The 20,644-nt window shown below is 45.2% G+C and carries 17 protein-coding genes; 11 read left to right on the top strand and 6 right to left on the bottom strand.

What is annotated here, in order from left to right:
- Positions 1-144: 144 nt before the first annotated feature.
- Positions 145-537: a chorismate mutase gene (aroH, locus tag LAY57_RS30920; RefSeq protein ID WP_249071024.1), complete on the bottom strand. Its 393-nt coding sequence runs from the start codon at positions 535-537 to the stop codon at positions 145-147.
- Positions 538-812: 275 nt separating this feature from the next.
- Complete coding sequence (sppA, locus tag LAY57_RS30915; RefSeq protein WP_249071023.1) at positions 813-1,634, bottom strand: signal peptide peptidase SppA; 822 nt, start codon at positions 1,632-1,634, stop codon at positions 813-815.
- A gap of 398 nt (positions 1,635-2,032) precedes the next feature.
- On the opposite strand from sppA, the gene LAY57_RS30910 reads away from it, so the two are divergent.
- On the top strand, positions 2,033-3,100 hold the full coding sequence (locus tag LAY57_RS30910; protein WP_249071026.1) for a DMT family transporter: 1,068 nt from the start codon (positions 2,033-2,035) through the stop codon (positions 3,098-3,100).
- 164 nt (positions 3,101-3,264) lie between these two features.
- Positions 3,265-4,527, top strand: a complete 1,263-nt coding sequence (locus LAY57_RS30905) for a HEAT repeat domain-containing protein (protein WP_249071022.1) — start codon at positions 3,265-3,267, stop codon at positions 4,525-4,527.
- A 12-nt stretch (positions 4,528-4,539) separates the two neighbouring features.
- Here LAY57_RS30905 and LAY57_RS30900 read toward each other — a convergent pair whose 3' ends face one another.
- Entirely contained in the window at positions 4,540-5,817 is a 1,278-nt protein-coding gene (locus LAY57_RS30900) for an ABC transporter substrate-binding protein (RefSeq protein ID WP_249071021.1), read from the bottom strand.
- Between the two features lie 235 nt (positions 5,818-6,052).
- Between LAY57_RS30900 and LAY57_RS30895 the strand changes: the two genes are divergently transcribed.
- On the top strand, positions 6,053-7,462 hold the full coding sequence (locus LAY57_RS30895) for an amino acid permease (RefSeq protein ID WP_249071020.1): 1,410 nt from the start codon (positions 6,053-6,055) through the stop codon (positions 7,460-7,462).
- 36 nt (positions 7,463-7,498) lie between these two features.
- Here the strand turns inward: LAY57_RS30895 and LAY57_RS30890 are convergent, their stop codons facing one another.
- Positions 7,499-7,939 carry a retroviral-like aspartic protease family protein gene (locus tag LAY57_RS30890; protein ID WP_249071019.1) on the bottom strand — a complete coding sequence of 147 codons (441 nt, stop codon included), beginning with the start codon at positions 7,937-7,939 and terminating at the stop codon, positions 7,499-7,501.
- A gap of 32 nt (positions 7,940-7,971) precedes the next feature.
- On the opposite strand from LAY57_RS30890, the gene LAY57_RS30885 reads away from it, so the two are divergent.
- The 3 genes from LAY57_RS30885 (at position 7,972) to LAY57_RS30875 (ending at position 11,443) form a co-directional block, all read left to right on the top strand.
- Positions 7,972-8,925 (top strand): S66 peptidase family protein, encoded by a 954-nt coding sequence (locus tag LAY57_RS30885; RefSeq protein WP_249071018.1) that lies wholly within the window; start codon positions 7,972-7,974, stop codon positions 8,923-8,925.
- Between the two features lie 152 nt (positions 8,926-9,077).
- Complete coding sequence (locus tag LAY57_RS30880) at positions 9,078-10,061, top strand: Rpn family recombination-promoting nuclease/putative transposase (RefSeq protein ID WP_249071017.1); 984 nt, start codon at positions 9,078-9,080, stop codon at positions 10,059-10,061.
- A gap of 179 nt (positions 10,062-10,240) precedes the next feature.
- On the top strand, positions 10,241-11,443 hold the full coding sequence (locus LAY57_RS30875) for a hypothetical protein (protein WP_249071016.1): 1,203 nt from the start codon (positions 10,241-10,243) through the stop codon (positions 11,441-11,443).
- A 135-nt stretch (positions 11,444-11,578) separates the two neighbouring features.
- Here the strand turns inward: LAY57_RS30875 and LAY57_RS30870 are convergent, their stop codons facing one another.
- Positions 11,579-12,751: a patatin-like phospholipase family protein gene (locus LAY57_RS30870; protein ID WP_249071015.1), complete on the bottom strand. Its 1,173-nt coding sequence runs from the start codon at positions 12,749-12,751 to the stop codon at positions 11,579-11,581.
- Between the two features lie 243 nt (positions 12,752-12,994).
- On the opposite strand from LAY57_RS30870, the gene hemE reads away from it, so the two are divergent.
- The 4 genes from hemE (at position 12,995) to LAY57_RS30850 (ending at position 19,057) form a co-directional block, all read left to right on the top strand.
- Complete coding sequence (gene hemE / locus LAY57_RS30865) at positions 12,995-14,059, top strand: uroporphyrinogen decarboxylase (protein ID WP_249071014.1); 1,065 nt, start codon at positions 12,995-12,997, stop codon at positions 14,057-14,059.
- Positions 14,060-14,113: 54 nt separating this feature from the next.
- The gene (locus tag LAY57_RS36340) at positions 14,114-15,973 is read left to right on the top strand and encodes an NAD-dependent epimerase/dehydratase family protein (protein WP_338022523.1); all 1,860 of its coding nucleotides are present in this window, start codon (positions 14,114-14,116) and stop codon (positions 15,971-15,973) included.
- A 111-nt stretch (positions 15,974-16,084) separates the two neighbouring features.
- Positions 16,085-17,329, top strand: a complete 1,245-nt coding sequence (locus LAY57_RS30855) for an RNA-guided endonuclease InsQ/TnpB family protein (protein WP_249071013.1) — start codon at positions 16,085-16,087, stop codon at positions 17,327-17,329.
- Between the two features lie 123 nt (positions 17,330-17,452).
- Positions 17,453-19,057, top strand: coding sequence for a B12-binding domain-containing radical SAM protein (locus LAY57_RS30850; RefSeq protein ID WP_249071012.1), 1,605 nt, complete (start codon positions 17,453-17,455; stop codon positions 19,055-19,057).
- A gap of 221 nt (positions 19,058-19,278) precedes the next feature.
- Here the strand turns inward: LAY57_RS30850 and petL are convergent, their stop codons facing one another.
- A complete protein-coding gene (petL, locus tag LAY57_RS30845; protein WP_249071011.1) occupies positions 19,279-19,374 on the bottom strand; it encodes a cytochrome b6-f complex subunit PetL in 96 nt (31 codons plus the stop codon).
- A 31-nt stretch (positions 19,375-19,405) separates the two neighbouring features.
- Here petL and aroB point away from each other — a divergent pair, with 31 nt between their 5' ends.
- Positions 19,406-20,515 carry a 3-dehydroquinate synthase gene (gene aroB / locus LAY57_RS30840; RefSeq protein WP_249071010.1) on the top strand — a complete coding sequence of 370 codons (1,110 nt, stop codon included), beginning with the start codon at positions 19,406-19,408 and terminating at the stop codon, positions 20,513-20,515.
- Positions 20,516-20,644: the final 129 nt, after the last annotated feature.

The following is a 20,644-nucleotide window of genomic DNA, read 5'->3' as shown; positions in this document are numbered from 1 at the left end:
GGGAAGAGGGAAGAGGGAAGAGGGAAGAGGGAAGAGGGAAGAGGGAAGAGGGAAGAGGGAAGAGGGAAGAGGGAAGAATCCTTCTTTTGACTTTTGACTTTTGACTTTTGACTTTTGACTTTTGACTTTTGACTTTCCTAGCCCCTACAGAGGGAGCCTGCTTGGGGGTAAACTCCAATCAGGTCTGAGGTTTTGGGCTTTACGTAAATAGGGATGGTAAATAGTGACGTGGGGGTATGGAAGGTTGACGTGGATGAGGAAGCGAATGCAGCGTTCTAAGTCTCCTTGAACGTGCATCTGCTGGACATCCAATAGGGCGACATTTTCCCAACCGGGACGTTTGCGTGCGATCGCGGCTGGGAAAATCGCATCCAGATCGCGGGTAGCAGAGAAAATGGCACTAATGATATCGTTGGGGTCTAAATGATTGTGCTTTTCTAGTTCATCTAGCAGTTCCGTCACAGCTTCTCCAATCGCCTCAACCGAATTTTCCGAGACAGTGGTTGCCCCACGAATTGCCCTAACTCGCCACTCCACGCAGAAATCCTCCTTATTTTCAAAACAAATATTAATAACTTAGGTGAAGTATTCCAACTAAACTTCGTTATAGTTGGGGCTTCCAACCAGAAAAAAATTTAGAACGGTCTTATTCGTCTACCGAGTTTCCCATCTCAACTGCCGTTGGCACGTGGCTCTTTCGGAGTTGTTATGCTTTTGTTCAAAGAATCACATTTTTATTTTGCTGCTCATCTGCTCCTCTGCTCAAATAGCATAGTAAATACGGAAGAGCCTTCTTGTTTCCCTTTCTCTCTTTAAGGTCTGTAGAGCCACAGAGGCAGACCGCTGGTAGACAGCTCAAATTCTAACCAATTAATGCCCAATGATAGTCCAGATGCCATCTTGCTGTTTCCCGACAGCAGGCGACTCAAGAAGGGTTTGCGTTCTTCAAAGTTGTAGCAGCGGGCTTTATCGGGGTCGAGTCCTGCCAGTTCAGCTGCCCAGCGGCGGGCGTCTTCCTCAGTACCCAAGCGATCGACTATGCCCAATTGTAAGGCTTGTTCTCCGGTAAAAATGCGCCCATCTGCAAAACTCTTCACAGTTTCTACCGTCAGGTTTCGCGCTTCCGCCACCGTTTGCACAAACTGCTGATAGCTAATATCGATCAACTCTTGCAAAATATTTTCTTCTGGTTCCGTCAGTTCTCGGTCAAAGGCCAAAATGTCTTTGTAGGGGCCAGATTTGATGGTTTTGAAAGAAACGCCAACTTTGTCTAGCAGGCGTTCCAGATTATTGCCGCGCAGAATAACTCCGATGCTGCCGGTAATTGTACCTGGGTTGGCGATGATGTGCTGGGCTCCCATACCAATGTATACGCCCCCAGACGCTGAAATATTGCCAAAACTGGCGACAATTTTGACTTTTTCTTGCAGACGCTTCAGAGCGCTGTAGATTTCTTGGGAATCCCCCACCGTGCCGCCAGGACTATCGATTCGCAGCAGTAAGACGGGAAAACGTTTTTCCTCAACGGTTTTAAGGGCTTCGAGAACCCATTTTCGGGTAGCACCGCCGATCGCGCCGGTAACTTCAATGTGGGCAATTTGTTTGCGAAACTTAGGCTTAAAAGGCCAAATCATCGGATTTTAGATTTTAGATTTTAGATTTTAGATTGAGGAAAGTCCTGTTATAGCCATAGTTCAGATATGTTAGGACAGTATTGAGCTATTCCCCGCCAGGAAACGACTGTTTTTACACTCAGCACTCAGCACGGCATCCGAAGCACTTTGCTATACAACAGAGTTTCAGTTCACTCTCACCATCTTGCCATCTCCTCAAGCTTGATGGGCAAATATTTTCACATAAGTCAATAGCTTAACAGAAATACATAATTCAATACAATTAAGATAGCTAACCCAGCCTAGAGCATCAAGGGAGCCATTTAATGCGGTTGATACAAATAACATTTAACATGACAAGGAATTTAGAACTAATATTTTCGCGTCCGGCGGGGGCTAAACTTGAGTCCCTGAAAGGGATTGAAACAAAACTAGCTGAATCGAGACTACCTTTTGCTTCCCTACTTCTAATCGCGCCCTTTTTCCTGTGGGGTACGGCAATGGTAGCGATGAAAGGCGTCATCCCGCAGACGACGCCGCTGTTTATGGCTGGGGTACGCCTCGTGCCAGCCGGTGTTTTGGTACTGTTGTTCGCCATGTTAACGGGAAGACCCCAACCCCGCACTTGGTCGGCTTGGTTGTGGATCGGTTTGTTTGCGATCGTCGATGGGGCGCTGTTTCAAGGCTTTTTAGCAGAGGGATTGGTTCGTACCAGTGCTGGTTTGGGTTCAGTAATGATCGACTCCCAACCTCTGGCTGTAGCGCTGCTGTCCCTGTGGTTATTTCAGGAGCGGATTGGATTGTGGGGATGGTTGGGACTTGGGATAGGCGTCCTGGGGATCGGTTTGATTGGTTTACCCGATGGCTGGATAATCAATCTGCTGCAAGGTAGCGCTCAAGCACCATCAATAGACATCCAGCAATTGTTTCAGAATGGCGAGTGGTTGATGCTGCTGGCCGCCCTTTCAATGGCAGTGGGAACTATCCTGATTAGGTTCGTATGCCGCTATGCCGACCCTGTGAGCGCCACCGGCTGGCACATGATTTTGGGCGGTTTGCCCCTATTTGCCCTCTCAGCCGCCACAGAAACCCAGCAGTGGCAACGTCTGGATTTCTCTAGCTGGATAGCATTAAGCTACTCAACTATACTTGGCAGTGCTTTAGCCTACGGTCTATTCTTTTACTTTGCCAAAAGCGGCAGCTTAACCAGCCTCAGTTCCCTCACCTTTCTAACCCCAGTATTTGCTCTCCTATTCGGCAACCTCTTCCTCTCGGAAATGCTAGAGCCATATCAGTGGATGGGAGTCTGCCTAACTCTAATCAGTATCTACCTAGTCAATCAGCGAGATACACTGGCAAAGTTACTGCAACCGAAGATATCTGAGAGTGAAACACCTGCATCGGTAAAGCTATTAGAGCCTTCCAAAGTAGAATTGGCGGAGCTGCCCATCAAAATACCTGAATCTGAATCAGAAATTTGGGGTTAAATTAGCGGCAGGGGCTGCTAATTTTTACTATATTTGCATAGACTTTCTGGGATCTCAGGCATCAAGGCTGAGTTTCTGAGCAAATCGCAGTTTACGATTAAACTAGCTCAAAGTCATCTACCCAGTGGGTCATACTGGTCGCCCTTCTACCCCTGAGTTAGTTTATGATGCCCTCACGCTCCGCTTTACTTTTGCTCTCTTGTATGACTTGCCTGGGCTTTGCCCGCAATGCAGTTGGAGCGCAAGTTAATGCCTACAGCACGCATAAGCCTACGCTACGGCAAGACTTGCCTCTAGCGCTAGTAGTTCCGATCGGAACTACTAAGTTGCTTGCAAGTTCAACACTCGCAGCACTCGTCGCTCAGCGTAGCTCTCCAACCCCTACTCAAAAACCCACTCTCACTGACACAATTCCAGACTTTAGCTTCGGCAAACAAAAACCTACCACCAAGCCAACTCCAGTTCCTAAAAGTTCTAAGTCCTACTGGGCGTTGTGGTGGATAGGTACGGGAACAGTCCTGATTGTTATTGCTGGGGGACTACTCTACTTGCTCAGACATTCTGATGAACAGAAAGAACTTATAGCACAAGAGCAGCCCCCAGAGCCAGAATCATTGGAAAGTGGCTCTAGCGAACACTCCAATCTTGACGCCTCAAACTCTCAACCCAACTCCTTTGAGCTGCAACCTGACAAAAACGGCCACAGCAATGGCGCTTCATCGGTTCTAGAAAATAAACATCCAGACGAATCAATCTCACAGTTGGAGGTAGAACCTAAAGGCTACAACAGTGGCATTTCTTGGAGTTCGGAAAATAAACATTCCGAAGAATCAACCCCAATGCCCCTAGTAGATGTTAGTAGCTATAACAGTGGGGTTTCGCCAATTGCTGACAATAAAAATTTAGAACAATCAACGGCTGTGCCGCAGACAGAGGCGTTGGAAGTTCAAGAACCTACTCGCCTGCCGAAAATTAATATTGTTGATGAATTAATTAAAGATCTACAAAATCCCGATCCGAATAAGCGGCGCAAGGCTATTTGGGAGCTAGCTCAACGGGGAGACTCTAGAGCGATGCAGCCTTTACTGGAGTTGTTGATGGATGCGGACTCCAAACAACGCAGCTTAATTTTAGAGGCGCTCTCGCAAATTGGCACCCGGACGCTCAAACCTGTGAATCGTGCTTTAGCAATCTCCCTGCAAGATGAAAATGCGGAGGTGCGGAAGAACGCTATTCGGGACTTGACGCGGATTTACGATATGATGGCTCAAGTTAGCCAATTGCTGCGCCATGCGATCGACGATCCTGATGCAGAGGTGCAAGAAACTGCCCGCTGGGCTTTAACTCAGTTGAGTCGCATCCGGGGATTGCCCGCTACAGAGAATTTATCGAATCGAGCAAATTCTAAGAATCCACCGGAGAATTGATTTGCGATCGGTCTATTGTGTTTCCCAAATCAGTTTTAGGCGGTCTTGAGCTTTTTGCAGCGCTTCTTTTGGGGAATGACCGAGAAGAGTTTCTTCAATGGCTCTACCGAGATTTTCTGATAGGCGAGTATATCCAGCGATAATAGGACGCGATCGGGCCGAATTCATCTGATCTAAAAACACTTTCATTTCTGGCTGTTTGGCGACAAATTCCCGATAAATTTTGCTATTTCTAGATTTGATATTTATTGGCAAAAATCCGATTTTTAAAGATAATTCCGTTTGGAATTCTTCGCTTAAAACATACTCCAAAAATTTCAGCGATGCTTGCTCTCGTTCGGGAGTAGTTTTCATGACAAACATATTAGCCCCTCCTATAATTGTCGCTTTTTTATTGGCTTTTGGCATTGGGAAAACACCGAAATCTATGCCAAGTTTATCGAAAAAGCTGACATTCCAAGAACCCTTGATTTGCATCGCTATTTTACCGGCAATCAAAGCGTCTTCTTCATAACCGCGTTCTGGTTGGGAAAGCATAGCCGAACCGTCTTTTAGTAAGTCTGACCAAAGTTGCAAAGCTGCGATCGCACCCGGATTTACTAAATTTGGTCGATCGTCTTTCAGCAACTCGCCATCAGCACTAAACATGAAAGGCAACCAACTGAAAACAGTCCATTCTCCCTTACCCAAAGGTAACATTATACCATGCTGGTCTATTTGCCGATCGCCATTTTTATCCAGAGTCAGTTTTTTGGCAACTTGCCTTAGTTCTGACCAGGTTTCGGGTACTTTGGTAATCCCTGCTGCTTTAAATAGACTGGGACGATAAAAAACTGCTAAATTACTGGTAGTAAAAGGGATAGACCAGATGCGATCGTCCAGCACCATTTCCTCAAATAAGCTTGGTACAATTTCCGACTTTAGTGGAGAACTTTTTAGCCAATCTTCAAGCGGTTTAATTGCACCTAATTCAACCAATTTACCCGTGATCTGGGAACCAAACCATAACATATCCGGTGCAGCATTACCGACTACTGCGGTTAAAATCTTCGGCATTTGCTGATCCGCTTGACCAGTGTAGAGGGATTCTACTTGGATATCGGTATGATTTTGATTAAATTTATCTACAAGTTTTTGAAATACATCGCGACTTGGTGGTGGATTCATGTTATGCCACAAAGTCAGGTGAATGACATTATTACCACCAGTTGATGCCTGACAGCCGCTTAAAATTAGTAAACTGAAGCATAGTATAGTTACCGAAAGCCAGTGCAAACAAGGTTTTAGCATTTATGTTTATGAGTAAAGATTACTTTGCCTTCAAATCTACGAAATTATATAGCAAATTGGTCGATAATACTAACCCGAGATAAAAAGGTGATAAAATTATAGCAGCTATCGCACCGAAAGCAAGTAGTTTTTAGTAAGGTGGAAGACAAATAATTATGGGCTCTTTGCCTTGTTCTAAATAATGTCTCTTGATATGTTAAATTAACTCTGAATATACCCAAACGCATCTTGACAAATGGTAACTGGATTATTTAACAAAAAATCAGTAGACAGCTTAATCCAAGAAGCATCGGTTGACAGTGATGAAGGATTGGCCCGATCGCTCAGTTTGGCAAATCTGATCGCATTAGGTATTGGGGGAATTATTGGTGCTGGTATTTTTGTACTGACGGGACAGGCAGCGGCTAATTTTGCAGGCCCTGCGATCGCTTTATCATTTATACTAGCGGCTATTAGCTGCGCTATGAGCGGACTTTGTTATGCCGAATTTGCCTCTATGATTCCCATAGCTGGCAGCGCCTACACTTATGCTTATGCTACTTTGGGAGAATTGGTAGCCTGGATTATCGGCTGGGATTTAATTTTAGAGTATATTTTTTGCGGTGCTACGGTTGCCGTTGGTTGGTCGGGATATTTCGTCAGCTTGTGCAAAGATTTAGGGATAATAATTCCACCCGAATTGGCCAATCCACCGCTAAATCTGCCAGCTATGTTCATACTTGCTTTGATGACGGCATTACAAGTTGTAGGTTTGCGCCAATCAACAGCAGTTAATAATTTTATTGTTCTTGTTAAAATGGCAGTAATTTTAATATTTGTATTTGCGGGAATAGCTTACATCAATCAACAAAATTGGTTGCCATTTATTCCCGAAAATACAGGAGAGTTTGGTAGTTTTGGTTGGAGTGGCGTTTGGCGGGGTGCGGGGGTAGTTTTCTTCACTTACATCGGTTTTGATGCAGTTTCTTGTGCAGCGCAAGAAGCACGCAATCCCCAACGAGATATGCCAATTGCGATTCTCGGTTCCTTGCTAATTGCCACCGTACTTTATATCGCCGTTGCGCTGGTGCTGACGGGAATTGTTCCTTATCAACAATTAAATGTTCCCGATCCAATTGCTGTAGGAGTAAATGCGGTAGGAGAAGGATTGCGCTGGCTGAAACCGATAGTTAAAATAGGCGCGATCGCAGGGATGAGTTCGGTAATTGTTGTATTCCTTTTGGGACAATCTAGAGTTTTTTACGCAATGGCAAACGATGGATTGCTTCCCTCTCAATTTGCAGCAATTCATGCCAAATTCCGCACACCTTATATTGCTATCATCGTGTCGGGAATTGTTGCTATGTTGTTGGCAGGATTGTTACCAATCGGCTTGTTAGGTGAATTAGTCTCGATCGGCACTTTACTGGCATTTTTGATTGTTTGCATTGCTGTGCCTATTTTGCGTCGTACCAGACCGGATTTGCCAAGACCTTTTAGGACTCCGCTGGTTCCCTTAGTGCCTATTTTAGGTGCATTAATATCTGCCTTGCAAATGCTGTCACTACCACGGGATACTTGGTTGCGATTGATTTTGTGGTTGGCAGTTGGTTTGCTGATCTACTTTACTTACGGTCGCAAACATAGTAAACTTCTTCAAAAGTGAATCCAGAAACCCGGTTTTTTTGGAAAAACCGGGTTTCTATATTCTCAGATAACTTGTGTTCGTATTTATGGGTAAAAGGATGAGTTGTTGATTTTGTAAATCTAATTCAATTCCCAACGCTTCTAGCGGAATTACCCCCAACAATGGATCTGATCCTTCTGGTAATTCTACGCACTCAAAAGTTCCCTCTCTTCCGCGCAAAGAAATTTTGGCATCTTGAAATATTCGTGCTTTTCCTAATCCAGTCGCCGTGACAATATTAACTTCTTTTAGTAGCGATAATCCTAGCTGGGAAATTACATTTGCAGGCAAACACAAAGTAGTAGCTCCCGTATCAACTAGCACGTCTTTCAGTCTAAGCGATCGCACTTCTTCATCTAAAATTACACCCCGTTCTGCCAAGACTTGATCGCCACGATTCGTAACCACGATAGTTGTAGTAATTTTTCCCATTGCATCAGCGCTAGTTGATTGCATAATTATACACCTTCCAGTATTATTTTTATTATATGAATTTCTGTCAATTACCACCACCATTACAACCGGGCGATTTACTGCGAGTAATTGCTCCCAGCGGTGCTATAAAAGAATTTGAGGCATTTGAGAAAGGCGTACAAATTTGGCGCGATCGCGGCTATCGTGTAGAAGTCAGCACTAGCATTAGCGATCGATCGGGCTATCTCGCCGGAACAGATGAAAATCGCCGTCGCCAACTTCAAGAAGCATGGATTGACCCCGAATGCAAGGGCATTCTTTGTGCCAGAGGCGGTTACGGTAGTACCAGATTGTTGGAAAATTGGATATGGCCTTTTGAGCAGAGGGGCAGAGGGGCAGAGGGGCAGAGGGGCAGAGGAGAATTCGCTATTACTAATATCAAATGGTTAATTGGATTTTCCGATGTGACCGCTTTGCTATGGAGTCTTGGCAAAACGGGTATTGCAGGCGTACACGGCCCAATGCTGACAACTTTAGCATCTGAACCAGATTGGTCAATTCAACGATTGTTTGACTTGGTGGAAGGACGACCGCTAGAACCATTGAAAGGGATAGGTTGGGGCGGTGGTAGAGTCAGCGGCATCCTGCTACCCGCAAATTTTACCGTAGCAACTCATTTGCTCAATACGCACATTCAACCAGACCTGGATGGCGTTATTTTGGCTTTTGAGGATGTGACAGAATTTCCTTATCGGATCGATCGGGCCTTAACCCAGTGGCGAATGTGTGGAGCATTCCAGCACGTGAGAGGAATTGCGCTGGGACGATTTAGTCGTTGCGATGCACCAGCACCCAGTTTCAGTGTAGAGGAAGTCTTGCGCGATCGCCTCTGCGACCTTGGCATCCCCATAGTATCAGACCTCCCCTTCGGTCACGACGGCCCCAACGCCGCCTTACCAGTGGGAATCATAGCCGAATTGGATAGCGATCGAGGTATCCTTACTTTTACGCCATCTACTGGAATTTAGACTAAGAAAAATGGTTGCACCACCAGTAAACTTCTCTACTAAGCTGTCGCGCATCTAAATTGCAGTTAGGGACGGGCAGGATGCCCATCCCACAAGAATCTTATCAAAGTTGACTGTAAAATTAGATGCACAGCAGCTTACCATTCTCCTAAATGACCAATCCCTATACTGAATTCGATACACCCTGGAAAGATATCCTACAGCGCTATTTTGAAGAATTTATATTATTCTTTTTCCCACAAGCTCATGAAGAAATTGATTGGACACGCACCCCTGAATTTCTGGACAAGGAACTGCAACAGGTGGTGCGGGATGCCGAATTAGGACGGCGACTGGTCGATAAATTGGTGAAGATTTATCTTAGAGGTGGTGAGGAAGCCTGGGTCTTAATCCATATAGAAGTCCAAAGTCAGGAAGAATCCGACTTTGCCGAAAGGATGTTTACTTATCATTATCGCATCTACGATCGCTACAAGCGCTCGGTAGCTTCTCTAGCCGTACTGGGTGACGAACGCTCTAACTGGCGACCAGAACGATTTGGCTATCAATTATTTGGCTGCGAAATCGGATTCCGGTTTCCGGTAGTGAAGTTGCTTGACTACCAACAACAGTGGTCGGCGCTCTCGTCAAGCCGCAACCCCTTTGCTACCGTAGTAATGGCCCACTTGAAAGCTATTGAAACACGCGACAATAGAAATCAGCGTAAAGAATGGAAACTGGTTTTGACCAGACGGTTGTACGAACAAGGTTACGAACGGGAAGATGTCATCAATTTGTTCCAGTTTATAGATTGGGTAATGAGCCTCCCACAAGAATTAGAGCAACAGTTTTGGCAAGAAGTCATTCATTTAGAAGAGGAAAGGCGTATGCCGTACATCACGAGTGTTGAGAGAATTGGAATTCAAAAGGGTATTCAGCAGGAAAGGCAGCAAAGCCGACAGCAAGTTAGACAGATACTCCTAGAAAGCATTGAACTGGGTTTAGAGTTGAAATTTGGCAGTGAGGGATTAAACTTATTGCCAGAAATTTCCCTTTTAGAAGATGTGGAGCAGTTGAGAGCAGTTCAAGCGGGACTGAGAACGGCGAGTACTGTGGAAGAGTTGTGCCAGATTTATCAGCCTACGGCACAGGAGTAAAGTTGGGCTAAGCGGTCAGATGGGGTGGGATCGTATCTTCTACCCTCTACATTACTTTTGAGTGTACTCAGCACCAAAACTGAAGCACTTTGCTGTACTTGGGATGCACTAGGAACCGTAGCTGTATATAATCTGTCGAAACAGGAAGCAATTTTTCTTACCAGGTGAGGGGGCATTAGATGATCGATCGTCAGTTTTTCCGTAGAATTGCTGCAAGTGTAGCGATCGCAGGGATGATGGTAATAGCGATCGGCGACATCGCTGGTGCAGCAGAGAGACTCAATGATGGTGATAGCGTTAATGGGGTGATCCGCGCTAACTCTCCCACTTTCCGGTTTAGATCTCAATCAAGGACAGGTTCTCCCATTCAGACATCTGCTGGTGAGGAATACATTTTTAACGCCCAGCAAGGCGACACCATAAATATCTCCGTCGATGTTGCAGAAGGTAACCTTGCGCCAGTATTAGTTTTAATTTCATCACAAAACGAACGACAAGTTGCCTACGACGATACGGGTAATTCACTGCGGTATCGAGTACCGGCTGCTGGAGAATACAGACTTCTAGTATTAGGTCAGAATAACACGCGGGGAAGATACACTCTTTCCGTTTCAGGAATTTCCAATGACTCAGTTGCCCAAAATCCATCGTCTGGAAGCACAGATCAAAGGCGACAACTTCTGGTAAATGACTTTGGATTGCGAGTTTTGGATAACTGTCCTCCCGCAACAGGTTCTTTAGTCGTCGTATCCTTCCCCGAAGCTACTCAAACTTATCGGTATTGCGCTAATGCTAACCGCGTTTATCCAGCAGGAGAGTATACCTATGATGCTGTCAGTCGAGATCTAAAATCGGGAACTTCTGTAGCCCAAGGTTCATCTTCTCAAACCAACGATTCAAGACGACAAGTTTTACAAAATGACTTTGGATTGCGCGTGCTGGATAACTGTCCTCCCGCAACAGGTTCTTTGGTGGTCGTTTCCTTTCCCGAATCTACTCAAACTTACAGGTACTGCGCCAATCCCAACCGCGTGTACCCAGCTGGAGAGTATAGCTATGATGCTGTCAGCGGCGATTTAAAACGGGGAACGTCTTTAGCCCAAGGTTCATCTTCTCAACTCAACGATCAAAGGCGACAAATGCTCCAAGATGACTTTGGATTGAGGGTTTTGGATACTTGTCCTGCGGCTACAACTTCTTTAGTTGTAGTCTCTTTTAACGAATCCGGTCAAATTTACAGATATTGCGCCAATCCTAACCGCAATTACCAAGCCGGAGAATACAGCTATAACACCAGCACCCGCGACTTACAAGCTGCTACCCCTGGTAGAAACACTGAGCGATGCGCTGTTTCATTTGGTGGAGTTTGTGTGGTTAAGTAACTCAAGTTGCTAATCATTAAGATTGAGGCTCTTTGTCGGTACCTAGTTGCGCCGCGCAACTAGGTTTCCATGTTAACGCACCCGACAAACTATCCAAATTAATTTGGTGGAGTGCTAGCCCCTCTTAACGGCACTCTAGTTGGCATCAATAAAATTCGCGATCGCGTCTTTTACTAAAGGCCCTTCAGTGTCTCTCGTATAATAAGTGTGGCCATTCTCGATGAAGGATTCTGTAGCTATTAGCAGCGAATCGATCGAATCAGCATTATCTATGTCTTCAGGTATGTGTTTACCTGTAAATCTGTTCTTTCGTTCATTTTCGGGTACTAATTCGCGAGTGTCTTTCCAAGTCTCACCAGCCTTGGGCTTATATCGATCGTTAAGTTCAAATTGCAGGCGCAAATAACGCTTAGAATCCGATCCTCCCATCAGTTGTTCGCAAATTCGGCTGTCAATCTCAGATTTAGGCTCCATAAAAATATCAACTATCTTCTCTGCCCAATTGGCAAGTCTCCAGCGCTTTATTTCTTCGTATTTAATAGGATTGCCACTGCGTCCCGTGCCAATAGAAAGGACAGAGATATCTTCAAATTTGAGATTCTCAAGGTTAAATTCCCTTTTGATTTCTGGAGAAACCTCTTGTAATTGACTGACCTTCATTACTAAACTGAGCGCTGCGAGAGAGGGATTGTTTGCCGATACTCCCCCATCGATGTGCGGAAATTCCCAATCGTCTCCAAATTCATTGTTTGCTATCAATTTATGAGGCGGAAAGTAAGTCGGAGCGGCGGAGGAGGAGATACATATCTCCGACAAAGGTATATCGTCGAACCACCGAAGTCCAAGTTCGGGATGGCAATTTGTGAAAAACGTTGTATTGCGATAAAGTACGTCGTAGGCGAGAATCAATATTATTGGGCGTTTAACTTCGCCAATCGAAACCCGTCCCAATTCTCTTTCCAGAGCTTCCCGCAATCCCTCATTGGAATATTTCGGGCCTGATATAAGGTCAATCCCCTTTTGTAGAATACTCAAAATTTCCAGCCTTTTATGGGGCGGAAAGATAGACTTTCCGTACTTTTGATACAAATTAATGAGTTTATCGCTGGTTTTTTCTAGGGCAACTCCTGCGGCTAAAATTGACCCCGTAGAAGTCCCTGCAACCATGTCAAAATATTCGTGTAAAGACTGGTTCTTGCGCTCCCGAAGCTGCCTTTCAACCTCTTTAAGTATTCGCGCCGAGATTACGCCACGAATACCGCCTCCATCGAAACTCAAAATCTTGAAGCGTCTGGGATTTTCTGTCATTTTCCAGAAATTATAATTTTAATGATTTAAATTATCACACTGATAAAGCTAAGTCTTATTTCCTTCATAAAATTTTATTTTTCAACCTAAGTAGGAGGAAGAAAGTAGATGGATTTTGGCAGGTGAAGTGCGATCGCTTGCCATTGCTTTAGGGAAAATAGGTAGAAATTGGGGATGTTTAGGGCGATCGCAAAATGGTAAGCTAGCAAATGCACTCAAAAACGGATTAGGAAAGAAGTTTGCATGGCTGAGTCAAGCCAGATACCATATTTATTGCGGGCAGCTCGCGGTGAAGTGTTAGACCGCCCACCCGTGTGGATGATGCGACAAGCTGGTCGCTACATGAAGGCTTATCGGGATTTACGAGATAAGTATCCCTCATTCCGCGATCGCTCGGAAAAAGCAGAACTCGCAATTGAAATCTCTTTGCAACCCTTTCGGGCGTTTGAACCAGATGGGGTCATCTTGTTTTCGGATATCTTGACGCCTTTGCCTGGAATCGGCATCCCCTTTGACATTATCGAAAGCAAAGGGCCAGTAATCGCTCCGCCGATTCGCAGCCAAGAACAGGTGGACAAGCTGCATACCTTGGAACCAGAGGAATCTCTGCCTTTTATCAGGGAAATATTGCAGACATTGCGGCGGGAAGTTGGCAACAAAGCAACCGTGCTTGGTTTTGTCGGTGCGCCTTGGACGCTAGCAGCTTACGCAATTGAGGGCAAATCCTCTAAGGATTACGCCATTATCAAGAGTATGGCTTTCTCTGAGCCAGCCATGCTGCATCAATTCTTGGGTAAACTGGCAGATGCGATCGCCATTTACGTCCGCTACCAGATTGACTGCGGTGCCCAAGTCGTGCAAATGTTCGACTCATGGGCAGGACAGCTGAGTCCTGTGGACTACGAAGTTTTTGCCATGCCCTATCAACGGCGCGTGGTAGAACAAGTTAAGGCAACCCACCCAAATACGCCTCTGATCCTTTACATTAATGGCAGTGCCGGAATACTCGAACGGATGCCCCAATCAGGTGTAGATATTGTTAGTGTAGACTGGACAGTAGATATGGCTGATGCCAGGGCAAGGCTGGGTGCGAATGTTGGGGTGCAGGGCAATATGGACCCTTGTGCTTTGTACGGATCGAAGGATTTTATCCGCGATCGCATCCTCGACACAATTCGCAAAGCTGGCAAGCGGGGTCATATAATGAATCTGGGTCACGGCGTTCTGCCAAGTACCCCAGAAGAAAATGTGGCATTTTTCTTTGAAACCGCTAAGCAGGCTGATAAACTATTAGCTGTCCGCACCTGAATCCCAGCACAAAAATTGGGTAAGGAAAAAGGTAAAAAAAGTGAGAGGTGAGAGGTGATAGGAGATTCCCTTGCAGAAGAGCCCAACAGCCCACAAGCAAAGGAGAGTCCAGAATCAAACTCTCCTCAGCTTTCTGTAGAAGAATCAAACAATCGCGAAACACAGGAGATTTTAGCATCAAACTCTCCTGTGTTTTCAAGTGAAGATCGAAACATCATAGCAGTACAGGAGATTTTAGAAGATTCTCCTGCTTTAGCTCAAGAAGAGATTAACATCGCCACAGGAGAGGAGACTTTACAATCAAACTCACCTGTGCTTTCTGAAGAAGATACCGACAGCCTACAAGCACAGCAAAGTTATGAATTAAATTCTTTTCTCATTTCTGAAGAAGAAGAAAACCAGCCAAAAGGACAGGAAATTTTAGAAGATTCTCCTGTCATTGAGCAACAAGATCCAAATATCGCCCCAGCACAGCAAACTATAGAATTAAATTCACTTGTGGTTTCTCAACAAGAAGAAGAAAACCAGCCAAAAGGACAGGAAATTTTAAAAGATTATCCTGTTATTTCTCAACAAGAACCAAATATTGCTCTAGCACAGCAGACTATAGAATTAAATTCATCGATTGCTGAAGAAGAGGTAAATCAACCAGAAGCACAGGAAATTTTAGAGTCAAATTCACCAGCGCTTTTTGTAGAACAGCCAAAGATTGTAGAAATACAGGAAATTTTAGAGTCAAACACAGACTCACCTTCTGAAGCCGAAGTCAACATCCCAGCAGCACAGAACACTTTAGAATCAAATTTACCGCCGGAGTCTTACCCGTCTGCCCCTCTGATTACTTTTGACACCTTACCTTCCCCCCGGACGCCCCAGCCGAATCGGCCAAAGCGGATTTTTGTGACAGGTGCAAGTGGCTGCATAGGTCACTACATCGCAGAAAGGCTGATTCAGGATACAGAACACGAAGTATATCTGCTGGTGAGAGACCCAGGCAAAGTTCGATTTGACTGCAACGCTCGTCCCGGTATCACCATCATAAAAGGTGATATGCGAAACATTGCACGGTTTGGAAAGCTGCTGAAGACAATGGATTGTGCAGTGTTGGCAGCCACGTCTTGGGGGGGTCAGCAGGAAGTGATGGATGTCAATATCTACAAAACCATGCAATTGTTGAATCTGCTAGACCAAGAACTCTGTCAGCAGGTGATTTACTTTTCCACTGCTAGCGTCTTAGGTAGGAACAATCAAATTCTGAAGGAGGCATCCCAGCTGGGTACGGACTACATTCGTTCCAAGTCTGACTTTCTAACTCAAGTATCGCGCTTGCCAATATATAAGCGCATGACCATCCTATTTCCCACCTTAGTTTTGGGAGGCGATGGTCAGCACCCCTATTCCCATCTTTCATCTGGCTTACCGGGGGTAACGAAATTGATTAAATGGATTCGCTTTTTTAAAGCAGATGCTAGCTTCCACTTTATCCACGGCCTAGACATCGCCAAAGTAGTAGGATATCTGGTAGACCATCCTCCAAGCACCAAACAGCCCCAGCATTTGGTCTTGGGAAATCCGGCGGTGATGCTGAATCAAGCGGTTGAGGAGGCTTGCGCCTATTTGAACCAACCAATTTTGTTTCGTGTGACTCTCTATCCTTGGCTAGCCAATATATTAATCCGTGTCTTTAAGATCCAAATGGCTGCTTGGGATAGGTTCTGTATAGAATACCGACATTTTACGTATCAAAATCCCGTTAATCCAGCGACGTTTGGTCTGCCAGTTTACTGCGCGACCTTCAGCGACGTTCTGAAAAGTAGCGGTATTCCTCGCCAAGGCGAAACGGTTCAACTAGAGAATAATTACAAACTTGAGTTGGATGACCAAGAATCGCGATCGGAAAAGGAGCTTGATTAAATTGCCAAATTATTTCTCATTCTTGCTCAGACTTACCTAGTTTAGATAAGTTTTGACGAACAGACAGTACAGCTACCATGCTAAAATAGGATCGGATTTCTAAAATTAACAATGTTTGCCATCAAAAGAGAGTTAAAAGTAAATAACAAAGAACGCTCCTTGATGCGCGGCATTGCTGGCTTTAAAAGATTTGTCTACAACTACGGCTTAGACTTAATCGCAGCAAGTTGGGACTGGGAGGACGTTCGAGGTAGCGATGCTAAACGTATTGATACCATCAAGAAAGTATTCACCCAAGTAACCATGAAAAAGCCGGAATATGCGTGGATGAACAAATATCCGTCCACAGTATATCAATCCGCTTTTATAGCTTTGAAGAAGTCTTTTGATAGCTGGAGAAAAGGTTTAACAGATTTTCCGAAGAAGAAATGCAAGAAGAAAGGCGACTCATTTACGGTTTACAAAACCTCTGGTATATATCCAGAAAAAGGTAAACCAGCACTGCCTTTCACCAACCGAGTTGTGATTGATGCAGGTAAAATTATCAAGCTGCCTGGATTAAAGACCTTTCGACTCAAGGAAAAGATTGATTTTACTTGCAGTTCTCAAACATTTACTGTTGACCGTATTGCCGATAAATGGTTTGTATCTTTGGCTGTAGATGCCCAAAAGATTCCCCCTATTTATCATCCCGTCCAGAAGGTTGGGGTAGACTTAGGGGTGAAGTGTTTAGCCACTGTTTCTGACGGAACCTGTTATGCCATGCCAGCTACTACTAAAAGAGCGAAAACCAAGCTCAGTAAGCTGCTTCTTCACAACCGTAACAAGAAACACGGGCACAAGAAGTTAGGGATCGGGGCATCTAATAACGCCAAAAGATACTACATCGAATTAGCTAGAGAGTATGCCAGGATTAGCAATATTCGACGAGATACAATTCAGAAAATGACAACTGATTTGAGTCGTCGCGTTTATTGTATCCGGATTGAGGATTTAAATGTTTCTGGCATGATGGCCAACCATAAACTTGCAAGTGCGGTAACAGATAACTGCTTTTATGAAGTCCGTCGTCAGTTAATTTACAAGCAAGCACATTATGGCACTAAGGTTGAGATAGTTGATAGATGGTATCCTTCCTCAAAGATGTGTTCCAACTGTCGTCACATCCAGCCAATGAAACTATCTGAGCGAGTGTTTCGTTGCCAAAAGTGTAATCATGTCCAAGACCGAGATGAAAATGCCTCGGTCAATCTGGAAAATGCACCAGATAATGTAGTAAGGTCGGCTCGACCTGAATTAACGCCTGTGGACAAGAAGTGGCCGACTACCTTGGTTGAAGCAGGAAGAAAACGCTAAACCGAATTAACTAAGTTTGATTAGGTTTGGGTAAGTTTTTCGGAGCAGACTTGAAACAATAACGCGCTAGGCTTGAGTCATTTAGACAATCTATCAATCCTATCTAGTGAGGAGCAATATTCAATGCGGGTTTTACTGCTTTATCCTCTGTTTCCGAAAACATTTTGGTCTTACGAAAAGATTTTAGAATTAGTCGATCGCAAAGTTCTCCTACCGCCTTTGGGTTTGGTGACGGTAGCGGCTATCTTGCCGCAAGAATGGGAGTTTAAACTGGTCGATCGCAATATTCGACCTGTAACTGAGGCAGAGTGGGAATGGGCTGATGTGGTGATTATCTCTGCGATGATCGTCCAGAAAAAAGATTTCCTCGCTCAAATCCAGGAAGCGAACAGACGCGGCAAACGAGTTGCCGTGGGTGGCCCTTATCCGACGGCTTTACCTCATGAAGCAGAAGAAGCTGGCGCAGATTATCTGATTTTAGATGAAGGGGAAATCACTCTGCCGATGTTTGTGGAAGCGATTCAACGGGGTGATAAGAGTGGAAAATTCCACGCTAACGGTGAGAAACCATCTGTGACGGATACCCCTACTCCCCGCTTCGAGTTGCTGGATTTGGACGCTTATGATTCGATGTCGGTACAATTTTCGCGGGGCTGTCCTTTCCAGTGCGAATTTTGCGACATTATTGTGCTATACGGTCGCAAACCCCGGACTAAAACACCGGCGCAACTCCTCGCTGAGTTGGATTATCTCTATAAACTGGGATGGCGTCGCAGTGTGTTTATGGTGGATGACAACTTCATTGGCAATAAGCGCAATGTCAAGTTATTTCTGCAAGAGTTAAAAGAGTGGCAAGCAGAACATAAATATCCCTTTGTGTTCAATACGGAAGCGTCGGTAGATTTGGCCCAAGACCCAGAACTGATGCAGATGATGATTGAGTGTAATTTTAATGCGGTGTTCTTGGGGATTGAAACGCCTGATGAAGCAAGCTTGCAGCTGACTAAGAAATTCCAAAATAACCGAAATTCTCTCAGCGATGCTGTAGAGACGATCGCACGGGCTGGATTGCGGGTGATGTCTGGATTTATTATTGGTTTTGATGGGGAAAAAGCTGGCGCGGGCGATCGCATTGTCCGCTTTGTAGAGCAAACCGCTATTCCCACAGCTTTGTTCGGAATGTTGCAGGCTCTCCCAGATACAGCACTCTGGCATCGGCTAGAAAAAGAGGGCCGCCTGCTCCGCAAGGATGGTAACATCAATCAAGCTACTTTGATGAACTTTATCCCGACCCGACCTTTAGAAGAAATGGCGAGGGAATACATCCAGGCATTCTGGGATTTGTACGATCCCGATCGCTATTTGGATCGCACGTATCGGCATTTCTTGATGCTGGGGGCTCCCGTGTGCAAGGCTCCTTTCAAAATGCCAAGCTGGTTGGATTTGCGAGCGCTGTCGATCGTCTGCTGGCGTCAGGGTGTCAAACGCAATACTCGCTGGAAGTTCTGGCATCACCTGTTTAGTATTATCAAGCGCAATCCCGGTGTTTGGGAACATTACCTGACTGTGTGCGCCCACAACGAGCATTTTATGGAGTATCGCCAAATTGTGCGCGACCAGATTGAAGCGCAATTGGCTGAATATCTGGCAGAAGAAGAGGTCAGATTGCGATCGCAACCAGCCACTGTAGGGAAAGTCAAAAGTCAAAAGTCAAAAGTCAAAAGTTAAAAGAAAATAGGGGCATGGGGTAATTGGAAATTTCAGATTTCTGATTTAATTTAAATCTAAAATCTAAAATCTAAAATTTTCCTAGCCCCTAGCCTAAGAGCGCAGTGCGGCAGAAATAACTCACCAGTTCATAAAGCGGTTCCCGCTGTAAGTATTGAAATGCCTTACACTCAAAGGATTTTTGACTTTTGACTTTTGACTTTTGACTTCCGACGAAGGCACTAGATCAGCTTGACGGCTCTTAAAGTCAGAAAAAGACCGATCGCAACAGCGTAGGCACCACCCAAAAGCACGACGTAAGATAATGCTCCAGACATTTTTGTTCCTCTACTTGGTCAGGGTTTGACAATGCAATCCGTTATTCATGTTAATTTACCGCAGAATTCTTACGAAATTGCGATCGCCACTGGTAGCCTAGACAAACTCGGTGCTTGGATGAGTGGAGAGGAAAGCAAATCGCTGGATTTGGGCAAGAAAGTCTTGATTGTCTCCAATCCCGCTATTTTTAAGCGTTATGGTGAAACAGCGATCGCATCCCTCACCACCGCTGGCTTTGAAATCACCACTTGCATCCTCCCCCCAGGCGAACGCTACAAAACCCTTACCTCCCTCCAAAAGATTTTTGATGCCGCCCTAGAAAACCGCCTCGAACGCTCATCAACAATGGTGGCGCTAGGTGGCGGCGTAATTGGCGATATGACGGGCTTTGCCGCCGCCAGCTGGCTGCGAGGCATTAACTTTGTGCAAGTGCCAACCAGCCTGCTGGCAATGGTTGATGCCTCTATTGGCGGTAAAACAGGCGTCAATCATCCCAAAGGCAAAAACCTGATTGGCGCATTCCATCAACCGCGACTGGTTTTAATAGACCCCCAAGTGCTGCAAACGTTACCGCCACGAGAGTTTCGTGCGGGAATGGCAGAAGTGATTAAGTACGGCGTCATTTGGGATGCCGATTTGTTTACCAAATTGGAACAATGCACGCGCCTCGATCAACTGCGCTACCTGGATGACCAAATGTTGCAAATTATCCTCAAACATTCTTGCCAAGCCAAGGCAATTGTGGTAGGAAAAGATGAAAAAGAAGCCGGTCTAAGGGCGCTGCTGAATTACGGTCACACTATCGGTCATGCGGTGGAAAGTTTGACTGGCTACAAGTCAGTTAATCACGGTGAAGCAGTCGCTATTGGTATGGTAGCAGCAGGTCAGATTGCTGTTGATATTAGCTTATGGAATAAAGCAGCAGTGGAACGTCAAAATGAGCTAATTCAAAAAACAGGATTACCTACTAAATTGCCTGTCGGTTTGGACGTTGAAGAGATTATAGATTCGCTGCAAACTGATAAAAAAGTGAAGGCAGGTAAAGTGCGATTTGTTCTGCCTACTCAAATTGGTGCTGCGACTGTCACGGATCAAGTGCCGCCGGATGTGCTGCGGCAAGTGCTTTGGCAGATGCAATAGATATTGTAGGGCGGGTGTGGTCATAAGTAGTTGGTTGAAACGGAAAGGTTTTCTTGTCCTCCTTGTCCTCCTTGTCCTCCTTGTCCTCCTTGTCCTCCTTGTCCTCCTTGTCCTCCTTGTCCTCCTTGT

The organism is Argonema antarcticum A004/B2, from assembly GCF_023333585.1.
Classification (GTDB): domain Bacteria; phylum Cyanobacteriota; class Cyanobacteriia; order Cyanobacteriales; family Aerosakkonemataceae; genus Argonema; species Argonema antarcticum.
The sequence above is the reverse complement of the archived record's forward strand: the minus strand, read 5'-3'. Positions and strand labels throughout refer to the sequence as shown.

Bases quoted from the DNA above. Each gene is read 5' to 3' on its own strand.
- LAY57_RS30850 (WP_249071012.1), top strand. From the start codon at position 17,453: ATGCGGGTTTTACTGCTTTATCCTCTGTTTCCGAAAACATTTTGGTCT.
- aroB (WP_249071010.1), top strand. From the start codon at position 19,406: ATGCAATCCGTTATTCATGTTAATTTACCGCAGAATTCTTACGAAATT.
- LAY57_RS30900 (WP_249071021.1), bottom strand. From the start codon at position 5,817: ATGCTAAAACCTTGTTTGCACTGGCTTTCGGTAACTATACTATGCTTC.
- LAY57_RS30855 (WP_249071013.1), top strand. From the start codon at position 16,085: ATGTTTGCCATCAAAAGAGAGTTAAAAGTAAATAACAAAGAACGCTCC.
- LAY57_RS30875 (WP_249071016.1), top strand. From the start codon at position 10,241: ATGATCGATCGTCAGTTTTTCCGTAGAATTGCTGCAAGTGTAGCGATC.
- petL (WP_249071011.1), bottom strand. From the start codon at position 19,374: ATGTCTGGAGCATTATCTTACGTCGTGCTTTTGGGTGGTGCCTACGCT.
- LAY57_RS30885 (WP_249071018.1), top strand. From the start codon at position 7,972: ATGAATTTCTGTCAATTACCACCACCATTACAACCGGGCGATTTACTG.
- LAY57_RS30895 (WP_249071020.1), top strand. From the start codon at position 6,053: ATGGTAACTGGATTATTTAACAAAAAATCAGTAGACAGCTTAATCCAA.
- LAY57_RS30880 (WP_249071017.1), top strand. From the start codon at position 9,078: ATGACCAATCCCTATACTGAATTCGATACACCCTGGAAAGATATCCTA.
- sppA (WP_249071023.1), bottom strand. From the start codon at position 1,634: ATGATTTGGCCTTTTAAGCCTAAGTTTCGCAAACAAATTGCCCACATT.
- LAY57_RS30905 (WP_249071022.1), top strand. From the start codon at position 3,265: ATGATGCCCTCACGCTCCGCTTTACTTTTGCTCTCTTGTATGACTTGC.
- LAY57_RS30870 (WP_249071015.1), bottom strand. From the start codon at position 12,751: ATGACAGAAAATCCCAGACGCTTCAAGATTTTGAGTTTCGATGGAGGC.
- hemE (WP_249071014.1), top strand. From the start codon at position 12,995: ATGGCTGAGTCAAGCCAGATACCATATTTATTGCGGGCAGCTCGCGGT.
- LAY57_RS30890 (WP_249071019.1), bottom strand. From the start codon at position 7,939: ATGCAATCAACTAGCGCTGATGCAATGGGAAAAATTACTACAACTATC.